General features: G+C 26.5%; 10 protein-coding genes. All 10 read left to right on the forward strand.

The window, feature by feature from the left end:
* Positions 1–675 precede the first annotated feature (675 nt).
* The 10 genes from dnaA to EQF90_RS00050 all read left to right on the forward strand — a co-directional run bounded on the left by dnaA (position 676) and on the right by EQF90_RS00050 (position 12,688).
* Positions 676–2,118, forward strand: a complete 1,443-nt coding sequence (gene dnaA, locus EQF90_RS00005) for a chromosomal replication initiator protein DnaA (RefSeq protein WP_134710812.1) — start codon at positions 676–678, stop codon at positions 2,116–2,118.
* A gap of 161 nt (positions 2,119–2,279) precedes the next feature.
* Positions 2,280–3,374, forward strand: a complete 1,095-nt coding sequence (gene dnaN / locus EQF90_RS00010) for a DNA polymerase III subunit beta (protein ID WP_134710811.1) — start codon at positions 2,280–2,282, stop codon at positions 3,372–3,374.
* A gap of 8 nt (positions 3,375–3,382) precedes the next feature.
* Positions 3,383–3,595, forward strand: coding sequence for a S4 domain-containing protein YaaA (gene yaaA / locus EQF90_RS00015; protein ID WP_134710810.1), 213 nt, complete (start codon positions 3,383–3,385; stop codon positions 3,593–3,595).
* Positions 3,595–4,704 (forward strand): DNA replication/repair protein RecF, encoded by a 1,110-nt coding sequence (gene recF / locus EQF90_RS00020; RefSeq protein WP_134710809.1) that lies wholly within the window; start codon positions 3,595–3,597, stop codon positions 4,702–4,704. Before yaaA ends, recF begins: the two co-directional genes overlap by 1 nt.
* A gap of 1 nt (position 4,705) precedes the next feature.
* Positions 4,706–6,619, forward strand: coding sequence for a DNA topoisomerase (ATP-hydrolyzing) subunit B (gyrB, locus tag EQF90_RS00025; RefSeq protein WP_134710808.1), 1,914 nt, complete (start codon positions 4,706–4,708; stop codon positions 6,617–6,619).
* 13 nt (positions 6,620–6,632) lie between these two features.
* Positions 6,633–9,065: a DNA gyrase subunit A gene (gyrA, locus tag EQF90_RS00030; RefSeq protein ID WP_134710807.1), complete on the forward strand. Its 2,433-nt coding sequence runs from the start codon at positions 6,633–6,635 to the stop codon at positions 9,063–9,065.
* A gap of 8 nt (positions 9,066–9,073) precedes the next feature.
* On the forward strand, positions 9,074–9,382 hold the full coding sequence (locus EQF90_RS00035; RefSeq protein WP_134710806.1) for an STAS domain-containing protein: 309 nt from the start codon (positions 9,074–9,076) through the stop codon (positions 9,380–9,382).
* The gene (locus EQF90_RS00040; RefSeq protein WP_134710805.1) at positions 9,382–9,729 is read left to right on the forward strand and encodes an ATP-binding protein; all 348 of its coding nucleotides are present in this window, start codon (positions 9,382–9,384) and stop codon (positions 9,727–9,729) included. The genes EQF90_RS00035 and EQF90_RS00040 overlap by 1 nt, the downstream gene beginning before the upstream one ends.
* Before the next feature lie 9 nt (positions 9,730–9,738).
* Positions 9,739–10,599, forward strand: a complete 861-nt coding sequence (locus EQF90_RS00045) for a SigB/SigF/SigG family RNA polymerase sigma factor (RefSeq protein WP_134710804.1) — start codon at positions 9,739–9,741, stop codon at positions 10,597–10,599.
* Positions 10,589–12,688, forward strand: coding sequence for a GH92 family glycosyl hydrolase (locus tag EQF90_RS00050; protein ID WP_134710803.1), 2,100 nt, complete (start codon positions 10,589–10,591; stop codon positions 12,686–12,688). The genes EQF90_RS00045 and EQF90_RS00050 overlap by 11 nt, the downstream gene beginning before the upstream one ends.
* Positions 12,689–12,825: the final 137 nt, after the last annotated feature.

A 12,825-nucleotide genomic window follows, 5' to 3' on the forward strand; every position in this document is an offset into this window, starting at 1 on the left:
ATTTTTCCTCCTAAATTCACTACTATGTAATTATTTTCAAAGTGAAATTGTTCACTAATCTTAAATTTAATTATTAAAAATAAATCTAAAATTATACTATCACTTAAAAATAATATCCATTAAATTAAACAAAAATGAAAAATTCATTTTTGCAAAAACCCCCTTTCCTTAAATTTTTGTGAAAAAATCTTTATATTACCTATATTTTTCAAATATAAAAATAAATTTTAATGGTTAACGTTTTCATTTTTTCACGCATATATTATATCAAAATTTTTTTATTTATTGCAACAAAAAATAAATATAATAATTTTAATTTATCTAAAACTTAGATAATACCTATATTAAAATAAACAGTAAATTATTTTTTCCACATTTGTTGATAACTTTTAAAATTTTGTATTTTTTAATAATAATTGATATAATTAGTTAAGAATGTCTACAAGTTATTAACAAAAACATGAAAGTTATACACATTTGTGGATTAAATGTTTATAATTTTAATTTTTTTTTGTAAAAAACAACCAAATTCAATAAATTTTATACTTTATAAAAAGTTTTCAACAAATTATGCTTTTAAGTGGATAACTTATTTGTTAATTATTGTGATTGTTCATTTTACTTAATTTGTAATGTTGATAACTATGTTTATAACTTTAAAATAAAGGAGGTAAAATGGATAATTTAAATCAAATATGGGAAAAAGTACAAGAAGAACTTTTTCTTGAAATGGTTGAGGTTCATTATAATACTTGGATAAAACCATTAATTCCCTTAAAAAAATTTGAATCTACTGTTTATATATATTCTTCAGTTACATTTATATTAAAAATAGTTAATGACAAATATAAAAAATCTATAGAAGATAAATTATCTAAATATTATAATGAATATATTAATTTAGTTTTATTGGATACTAAAGATGATTTATTTAAACAAATCAAAAATTCAAGTAAATTAAAAAATACTCAAATAGAAGGTCAGAAAAAATTCGATTTATCAGAGCCATTAGATGAACTTAACAAAAAAGTAAATACAACTACTCCATTAAATTACTCTTATGTTGATAACTTGGATAAAAAAAATACTTTTGCCAATTTTGTAAGAGGAAAATCTAATGATTTAGCGTTAGCTATTGCTATAAGTGTTGCAGAAAATCCCGGGACTGTATATAATCCATTCTTCATTTATGGTAGTTCCGGTTTAGGTAAAACTCACTTAATGCAAGCTATTGGACATAAAATATTAGAAAAGAATCCTGATAAAAAAGTTATCTATACTACAAGTGAAAATTTTGTAAATGAATTTATTTCAACTATTACAGATAACAAAAATTCAGTTACAAATTCTCAAATTTTTAGAGAAAAATATAGAAACTGTGATGTTTTAATGATTGATGATATTCAATTCATTTCAGGAAAAGAAAGTACTCAAGAAGAAATTTTTCATACTTTTAATTCTCTGCAACAAGCTAATAAACAAATTATATTTACATCAGATAAAAGGCCTGAAGAAATTAAAGGCTTAGAAGATAGGCTTGTTACAAGATTTAGTGGCGGAATGATTGCAGACATTCAAAAGCCGGATTTCGAAACCAGAGTTGCTATTATAAAACACAAAATAAATATGGATAAATACGAAGTTCCTAATAATGTAATAGAATTTATTGCTGAAAATGTCACTTCAAACATTAGAAATATAGAAGGTGCTATCCTTAAAGTTATGGCATATTACAAAATAATTTGTAAAAAATCTGACCACAATATTGATGATAATGAATTTTTAGATATAGCAAAGACAGCTCTTGCTATTGAAGAAAAAAAACAAAAACCAATAACGTTAGAAAGTATAAAAATTGCGGTTGCAGATTATTATAATTTGAAAACTGATGATTTAATTAAACAAAATAGGCAAAAAACTATATCTATTCCAAGACAGATAGCAATGCATTTATCAAGAAAATTAACAAATATTTCTTTAGTGAAAGTTGCTGACTCTTTTAATAGAGATCACACAACAATTATGCATGGAGATGACAAGATAAAGCATTTAATTGAAACTGATAGGAATGTAAAAAAAGAAGTAGAGGATATTATTGCTAAATTAAAAAGTGAATAATGTTGAAAACTTAGGATAACTAAATTATTTTTCATAACTTATCCACATGGATATAAAATCTTATAAATTGTTTAATTTTAACATTTTAACGACTTATCCACTTATCAACTGTCCCTACTACTATTATTACTAAATTTAAAATATATATAATAGGAGTGAAAATGAAATTTAACATTAACAAAGTTGATTTAGATAAACATATTTCTATAGCTCAAAAAGCTATTTCAAATAAATCAACTATTCAAATTTTAGAAGGAATTTTATTTAAAGCTGAAAATAATAAATTAATTTTATCTTCCACTGATTTAGAAATTTCTATAGAAACTAAAGTTAGCTGTGAAGTTATAGAAGAAGGAGCAGCTGTAATTAAATCAAATATTATAGGTAATATTATAAGAAAAATGCCTAATGATATTATTCAAATTACAATAGAAGATGATAATGTAAATATAAAATGTCAAAAATCAATATTTAATATTTCATGTCAGTCATCTTCAGATTTTCCATCTTTACCAGAAATTGAAGAAAAAGTAAGTCTAACGATAGATAATGATGATTTATTAACAGCTATAAGAGAAACTAAATTTGCTACATCTATTGATGAAACAAGATTAGCATTAACAGGATTATTATTTGAATTAAAAGATAATAGTTTAAAATTTGTTGGTCTTGATGGGTATAGAATGGCAATAAAAAAATATGACTTTACATCAAATGAAGAATTTTCTTGTATTATTCCTAAAAAGGGATTTAATGAATTATCAAAAATTTTAGATGATACGTCCACAGATGTGGTATTTATGAAAGGTCATATTGCGTTTATAAATGGAAATACAAAAATATTTACAAGACTTATAGACAAACCATATATAGATTATAATAAAATTTTAAATAATTCATTTAATACTAAGGTTGTTGTAAATAGAAATGATTTAGTTAATGCTCTTGAAAGAGCTCAATTATTATCTACTGGATCGAATGCAAGTTTAACAAAATTAGAATTCGTGGATGGTGAGATAAGTATAAATTCAAATTCTGAATTAGGTAAATTAGATGAAAAAATTTATGGAAAACAAGATGGTGAAAATATTAGAATTGCATTTAACACTAAATATCTTACAGATGGATTAAAAGAAATGGATTCTGACGAAGTTGTACTTCATTTAACTACACCACTTTCACCAATGACTATTTATCCGGTAGATGAAGATGATAACTATCTATATTTAGTCTTACCTGTAAGACTTTCACAATAAGAGGAATTATGAATAAAAAAGTAAAAATTAAAACAGAATTTATAAAATTAGATCAGTTATTGAAATATGTATCAGTAGTTCAAACTGGTGGAGAAGCAAAAGAATTAATAATTGATGGTAATGTAAAATTTAATGGTGAGATTTGTACACAAAGAGGAAAAAAAATTAGAGTTGGGGATGTAGTAGAAGTTTTAGATTATACTATTGAAATAGAGGAATAATGATAATTAAAGAATTAAGACTTATCAACCATAGAAATTATGAAGATGAAACAATAATTTTTCATGATAACACAAATATTTTAGTAGGTAAGAATGCTCAAGGAAAGACTAATTTACTTGAAGCCATATATATTTGTGCAAGGGGATATAGTTTTAAAAATCTTAAAGAAAATGAATTAATAAATTTTAATAAAGATCAGTTGTATTTAAGAGCTAAAATATTAAATAATGATAAAAAGAAAATTGTAGAGATAAAGCTATCTAAGAGAGAAAAGAAAAAAATAAGAATAAATGAAGTAGAGATAAATAATCTGGGTGAATTAAAAAGTCAATTTGGAGTTGTAATATTTTCACCCGAAGAAATTTTAATAGTTAAAGAGACTCCTCATATGAGAAGAAGATTTATAGATGATATTATTTCAAACAATGATATAAGTTATAAAACCTACCTTTATAATTATAATAAGATTAGGAGTCAAAAAAATGAATTATTAAAAAATAGTAAAATAAAATATTTTAATCAACTTTTAAATACATATAATCAAAAGTTAGTTGAATATGGTTCAAAGATAGCTATATATAGATATAAATATTTAGAAATATTGAGAGAATATGCTAAAGAGTTTCATAAGGAATTAAGTTCAGGTAAGGAAGAATTAGATATAGAATATATAAATAATTATTCAGAAAATTTTTCGAATCTTGAAATTATTCAAAAAAATTATCAGAAAAATATTATAGAAAATACAGAAAAAGAGATAAATAGATTTTCAAGCATTATCGGTCCACATAAAGATGATTTAGTTTTTAATATAAATAGAAAAGATGCTAAAATTTATGGTTCACAAGGACAGCAAAGAACAATAATGTTATCATTAAAATTAGCTGAAGCAAAATTAATAGAAACTATTACAAAGACAAAACCAATACTTTTATGGGATGATGTTTTTTCAGAACTTGATAATGTGAGAGCTTCATTATTGGTTGAAAAATCTAAAAAATATCAAAACATAATTACTACAAATACTTTACTAAATATAGATTTGAGTAATCTAAATGGTAATATTTATAAAATCGTAGATGGTAAAGTTATCAATGAAAGGAAATAGAATGGCAAAAAATACAAATTATGGTGAACAAAACATCAGGGTTTTAGAGGGACTTGAAGCAGTTCGTGTAAGACCGGGTATGTATATTGGTTCTACTGATGAAAGAGGTCTACATCATTTAGTATACGAAGTTGTAGATAACTCTGTTGATGAAGCGTTGGCAGGAAGAGCGGATGCTATTGAAATAAAAATTCATAAGGACGGATCTTGTGAAGTTAAAGATAATGGATCAGGTATTCCAGTAAAAAAACATGCTACAACAGGAAAATCAACGTTGGAAACAGTATTAACAATTCTTCATGCTGGTGGTAAATTTGACTCTGAAGCATATGCATTTTCAGGAGGTTTACATGGTGTAGGGGTTTCAGTTGTAAACGCATTATCAAATAAATTAGTTGCAGAAGTTAAAAGGGATGGTTTTAGATATACTCAAGAATTTAAGCGAGGAGATGCAACCACAAAATTAGTTAAACATGAGGCTACTGAAGAAACAGGTACATCTGTAAGATTTTGGCCCGATGATACTATTTTTGAGACAATAGAATTTAATAGAAAAACATTGGAAAAAAGATTTCAAGAAATGTCTTTCTTGAATGAAGGATTAAAAATTACACTTATAGATGAAAGGGAAGAAAATCCATATAAGAAGATATTTTTAGCAGAAGGAGGATTATCTTCTTTTGTAGAATTTTTAAATTCTAAAAAGACTGCTTTACATAATGATATTATTCATTTTAAAGGAATGGTAGATGGATCAGAAGTTGATATAGCATTTCAATATTCTGATGCATATTCTGAAAATATATTATCTTTTGCTAACACTGTTCTTACAGGGGAAGGTGGTACTCATTTAACAGGTTTCAGATCAGGTCTTACAAAGACTGTAAATAATTATGCTAGAGAATATGAAATGTTAAAAGAAAAAGATGAAAATTTTTCAGGTGAAGATATCAGAGAAGGTATAACTGCTATTGTTGCTGTAAAATTGTCTAATCCTCAATTTGAAGGACAAACAAAAGCTAAATTGGGTTCTTCAGAAATGAGAGGAATAGTAGATACATTTTTAACTGAAAAATTTTCAGCATATTTGGAAGAAAATCCTAAGGTTGCAAAATTAATAGTTGATAAATGTGAAGCCTCAAGAAGAGCTAGAGAAGCCTCAAAGAAAGCTAGAGATATTTCCAGAAAACAAAATTCAATATTGTCAAATACAACACTTCCGGGTAAATTAGCAGAGTGTCAATCTACAGATATTACAGAAAATGAAATATTTATAGTCGAAGGGGATTCAGCCGGAGGATCGGCAAAGTTAGGCAGAGATAATAGAACTCAAGCTATTTTGCCTATTAAAGGTAAAATTATGAATGTTGAAAAAGCTAGAGTAGCTAAAGTTTTAAGTTCTGACGAAATTAAAGCGTTGATAACAGCTTTTGGAACCGGTATTGGTGAAGATTTTAATATAAAAAAATTGCGTTATGGAAAAATTATCATAATGACAGATGCTGATGTTGATGGAGCTCATATAGATACCTTGTTATTAACATTCTTTTATAGGTATTTGAGACCTTTAATTGAAAATGGAAATGTGTTTATTGCACAACCACCATTATTTAAGGTAACTCAAGGTAAAAAGGAACGATACGTTTATGATGAAAAAGAGTTGAAAGTTGTATTAGAGGGAATTAAAGGTGAAAATTACAAGTTGAGTAGATATAAAGGACTTGGTGAAATGAATGCCGATCAATTATGGGAAACTACAATGCATCCTGATAATAGAATTTTAATTCAAGTAAAAATTGATAATGAATCAATTACTTTAGATGATACATTTACAACATTGATGGGTGATAAAGTTGAACCAAGAAGAGAATTTATAGAAGAAAATGCACAATATGCTAAAAATATTGATGCATAGAATGGAGTAAAGAATGGCAGAATTTGATAAATCAAATATTATATCTCAAGATATTGAGACAAAAATGAAAGAAGCTTATCTTGATTACTCTATGTCAGTTATTGTTTCAAGGGCATTGCCTGATGTTAGAGATGGTCTAAAGCCAGTTCATAGAAGAATACTTTATGGAATGAATCAATTGGGATTAGCACCAAATAAACCTCATAGAAAGTCTGCAAGACTTGTAGGGGAAGTAATGGGGCGTTTTCATCCACATGGAGATTCAGCAATTTATGATGCAGTTGTAAGATTAGCTCAAGATTTTAATACAAGATATCCTTTGGTTGATGGTCAAGGTAACTTTGGATCTATAGATGGAGACGGTGCTGCTGCTCAACGTTACACTGAAGTAAGGATGACAAAGCTTACTTTGGAGATGTTAAGAGAAATAAATAAAGATACAGTTGATTTTCAACCAAATTTTGATGAAGAAGAATTAGAACCGAAAGTATTGCCTGCAAGATTTCCTAATTTACTTGTTAACGGTTCTGCAGGGATTGCTGTAGGTATGGCAACTAATATGGCACCTCATAATTTAGGAGAGGTTATAGACGGTTGTGTAGCTTTTATTGATGATAAAGATATTACTGTTGAAGGGTTAATGAAGCACATAAAAGGTCCTGATTTTCCAACAGGAGCAAATATTATGGGGAGAAAACCTATAATTGATGCATACAAAACAGGTAGAGGAAAAGTTAAATTAAGAGCTGAAGCTCATATTGAAGAATTTAAGAGTAAACATATTATAGTGGTTACAGAAATTCCTTATCAAGTTAATAGAGCTAGATTAATTATGAAAATAGCTGAACTGGTTAGAGATAAAAAATTGGAAGGTATTGCTGATTTAAGAGATGAATCTAATAGAAATGGTACGAGAATAGTTATCGAAACTAAAAGAGATGCTAATCCAAATGTTGTATTAAATAATTTATACAAGCATACTCAATTAACAACAACATTCGGTATTATAAATCTTGCGTTGGTTGATGGTGTTCCAAAAGTATTAACGTTGAAAGAATTAATTCATTATTATATTGAGCATCAAAAAGAAGTTGTTACTAGAAGAACAAAATTTGATTTAGATAAGGCTGAAGCAAGGGCTCATATAGTTGAAGGTTTAAGAATAGCATATGACAATATTGATGAAATAGTTAAAATTATTAGATCAAACTATGATGACGAAGAAATCAAAAAAGAATTTACAAAGAGATTTGGATTAACAGATATACAAGGTCAAGCAATTTTAGATATGCAATTGAAGAGACTTAACGGTCTTAATGTTGAAAAATTAGAAGAAGAATACAACGAATTAATCGCAACAATCAAGAGATTAAAAGAAATTCTTGCTGATGAAAGTATTTTAATGGAAATCATTAAAGATGAACTATTAGAAATTAAAGAAAAATATTCTGATGAAAGAAGAACAAGAATTAAAAGAGATGTAGAAGAAGTTGATGAAGAAGATCTAATTGAAGAAGAAGAAGTTATAATTACTTTAACAAATCAAGGATATATCAAGAGATTACCTGCTGACACATATAAAGTACAAAATAGAGGGGGAAGAGGTGTTACAGGAATGACAACAAAAGAAGATGATTTTGTTCAAAATCTATTTGTAACAAGCACTCATGATAATATCTTATTCTTCACAAATAAAGGTAAAGTGTTTAAGAAAAAAGCTTTTGAAATAAAAGAAGGAAAGAGACAATCAAAAGGTCAAGCTATTATAAATATTTTACAATTAACACAAGATGAGAAAGTTTCAGCAGTTATACCTGTAAAAGAAAAATATGATGATAAATTTATAATTTTAGCCACAAAAGAAGGTAAAATTAAGAGAATAGAAGCTAGTGAATTTTATAATATCAGAACAACAGGTATTATTGCTATTACCTTAAATGAAGGTGACGAATTGATTGGAGCTAGAGAAGTAGATGCTGATACTAATGTATTGATGGTAACAGAAAATGGACAATCAATAATATTCAATTTAAAAGATGTTAGACCAATGGGAAGAACAGCCCAAGGGGTAAAAGGAATTTCGTTAAATAAAGGTGATAAAGTTGTTGATTTAAGTGTAATAGATAATAATGAATATATCTTTATAGTTTCAGAAAAAGGCTATGGTAAAAAGACGTTAATTAAATATTATAGTCCACAAAATAGAGGTGGGAAAGGTGTAAAAACATATAAATTAACACCGAAGACAGGAAAAATAGTTGCATCAAAATTAGTAAACCAAGAAGATCAAATAATTTTAGTATCTGCAAATGGAGAAATTATTAGACTAAATGTAAAAGATATTTCAACAATGGGAAGAACAACTCAAGGGGTAAGATTGAAGAAAGTTCGCTCTGATGAAGAAAATATAGTTGCATGTGCAAAATATATAGAAGAAGTTGAATAGGAGATTTTATGGCATTTGAAGCAAAATATAAAGAAAATGAAAATTTTGAAATACATTTATCAGGAGATTTAGATATAAATGTAGTTGAAAATTTTAAAAATGAAATTTTAGATAAGTATAAAATATTAGATAAGAACATTGTTTTTGATTTTTCGGATCTAAAATATATAGATTCTACTGGAATTGGTGTAATAATGACTGTTTATAAGGAAGCAAAGGATAAGCTAAAAACATTGACAATAAAAAATGCTAATAGAAATATTTATAAGTTATTTAAAATTACAAAACTAACAGAATTGTTCAATATGGAGGACTAATGGATGTTATAAAAATTCAATTACCTAGTAATCCTATATACACTCAACTTTTAAGATTATCATCAGCTTCTTTGGCTAATAAAGTAGGATTTGATGTAGATAAAGTTGCAGATTTACAACAGGTTGTATCTGAAATATTTACCTTAATAATTCCTAGTAATGAAAAAGTAGATATATCATTTACACTTGGAGAATCATATATAAAAGTCGATTTTAAAAATTTGAAATTTGTTAAAGAAGATAATCAAAATGATGCTATTTTTGAAATTAAAAGACAAATTATATTGTATCTATCTGATCAATTATTCATAGAGGATGATAAAATAATAGTTGTTTTAAATAAATAAGGATGTACTATGGCAGATGTAAAAAAATCTGAAGAGAAAATAAAAGATTTTGAAAGTTTTAAAAATTTAGAAAAATTAAGATCTAAAGAAAAAAAATTGGAAAAATCAGAAAATTCTGAAGATAAAAAAGAATTACAGAAAATTAAAAGAGAAATAAAATTAATAAGAGATGATTTGATTTCTAAAAATCTTTATATTGCTGAAATTTTGGCTAAAAAATATTCTAATAGAGGTATTGAATATGATGATTTATATCAAATTGCATCATTAGGTTTAATCCTTGCTTTAGATAGATTTAATGCAGATAGAGGATTCGAATTTTCTTCATTTGCTACTCCTACAATTACCGGTGAGATAAAAAGATATTTTAGAGATAAAGGTTGGGTAATAAGAGTACCCAGAAGAATACAAGAATTATCTAAAAGAATTAATAATGCAAAAAATGATTTGTCTCAAAGTCTTCAAAAAACACCTACAATCGATGAAATTGCTGATTTCTTAAATGTATCATCTGAAGATGTAATTGAAGCAATGGATGCATCACAGGTTTATTCACCTCAATCTATAGATAAAAATTTAGATTTTTCATCAGAAGAAAGAGAAGTAAGTTTTGCTGATTTAATTGGAGAAGAGGATAAAAATTATCAAATAGTTGAAGATATGGCATTTATTAAAGAGGCTATGGAAAATTTTGATGATTTAGAAAGAAAAATTGTTGTTTATAGATATTTTGATAAAATGACACAAGGTGAAATAGCTGAAAAGCTGAATGTTAGTCAAATGACAGTTTCAAGACTTGAAAAAAAAGTAATAGATAAATTTAGAAAAGAGCTAAATGTAACCGTTAAAAAGAGGAAATATGAAAAATAAATTTTTAGAACAATTTAGAAAGTATAAATTTACAGATACAAGAGTTGGAACTGACAGCATTTATGAGTTTTCAAATGGTAATACACTTCCATATACGGGAGAACCTTTCGGTTCAAATTATTTTTGTGTACAAACTAAAAAAGAAGCCGGTTCATGGTGGTTTAATCCTAATCATATAACATTTGAAGGTTTTAGAATAACTCATCAACCAAGTCCATGGATGGGAGATTTTAGCTCATTTACAATATTGCCGTCAAATAAAATAGAAAATGTAAGAAAATATAAAAATAAAGAATCAAATTTCTTGCCTCATTATAATGAAATTATATTTGAAAATGACGAAGTTGCAATGATTACAGCATCAAAAAATTCAGCAATAATTAAATATAATGTAAAAAATCCTCAGTTTATTTTAGAAGGAAAAAATTTAGTTTTAGAAAAGAAAGATAATATAGTTGAAGGATATGTTAATAATTTTTCTGGTTGTGAAGATGAAAATTTCAAAATGTATGTAGTTATAGATTTTGTTGATGATTTTGATTTTGAAAAATTGGAAGAGGATAAGTATTTAATCTCATCTTCCAATAATGAATTATACTTATCAACATCATTTATTTCCTTAAATCAAGCTAAATTTAATCATAGAATAATGACTAGAGATTTTGAAAAAATGTTAACTGAAACAGAGAAAAAATGGCAAAAATATTTTGATAAATTTGAAATTGATAATTTTGATGAAGAATCAAATTATGATCAGTACAGTCCATATGATAAAATTTCTCAAGAAAAAATGTTTTATCATGCAGTTTATAGAGCATTTTTATTCCCAATGAGATTTTATGAAGTTGATGAAAATGGCGAAAATCTACATTATGACACATTATCAAAATCTGTAAAAAAAGGTAAAATGTTTACCAATATGGGAATGTGGGATTTGCATAAAACTTTATTTCCGCTATTTTCATTAATTGATAGAGAAATTTTTGAAGATATACTTGAAGGGTATATTAATCAATATAACGAAAGTGGATATTTACCAAAATGGCTTTCTCCTGATGAAAGAGGTTTAATGCCCGGGACACTGGTGGATAATGTAATTGCAGAGGCATCATCAAAAGGTATTGGAAATAAATATATGAAAGAGCTTTTAGATGCAATGATTAAATGTGCTGAAGTTTCTTCCGGAAAGGTAACTTATGGAAGAGCAGGAACTAGGGAATATAGACATTATGGATATGTGCCATCTGATCTACATGAGTCGGTAAATCAAACGATTGATAATTGTCTATCTGATTGGTCTATAGGTATGGTTGCAAATAATTTAGGAAAGAATGAGATTGCGAAAAAATATTTTGATTATTCTAAAAATTATAAATTATTATTTGATAATAAAACAGGATTTATGAGGGCAAAGGATAGGAGTGGAAATTTTACTGATGGATTTGATCCTCTAAATTGGGGATCGCCGTATACTGAAGGGTCTGCATATCAAAATTCATACAATATTTATCATGATGTAAATGGTTTAATTGAATTATTTGGTGGAAAAGAAAATTTTAGTAAAAAGCTTGAAGCATTGACTAATGCGAAAACTGAATACAAATATGGTGCGTATGGATATGAAATTCATGAAATGAGAGAGTATGCAATGGCTCATTTGGGACATCATGCGATATCAAATCAACCATCATTTCATCTTCCATATTTATTTAATTATGTAGATCAGCCTAAAAATACTCAATTAATTATTAAGGAAATATTGTTAAACTATTTTAGATATGATTGGAAGGGATATCCGGGAGATGAGGATAATGGATCTATGTCAGCTTGGTACATATTTTCAAGTTTAGGGTTTTATCCATTTTGTCCGGGATCTAATGAATATCAATTAGGCATTCCATTTTGGAACAATGCATCAATAACTTTATACAATGGAAATAAAATAAACATAAAAGTTAATGAAAACTATCATCAAAAGAAATTTGTAAAAGAATTGAAAATTAACGGAAGCATTTTTGATGAAACAAAAATTACATGGGAAATCTTGGAAAACGGATGTGATTTTGAATATACACTTGGCTTGATTTAGATGTAAAATGGTTAATTATATGAAAATTTATTAGGTATATAATTTTATTATTACAAAATTTTTCTTGAAAAATATATATTTTGATATATAATATTAGGTATACCTAAATGATATAAAAAATAATAAAAAAGGAGTGA

The sequence above is a fragment of the Helcococcus ovis genome, assembly GCF_004524775.2.
Lineage (GTDB): Bacteria > Bacillota > Clostridia > Tissierellales > Peptoniphilaceae > Helcococcus > Helcococcus ovis.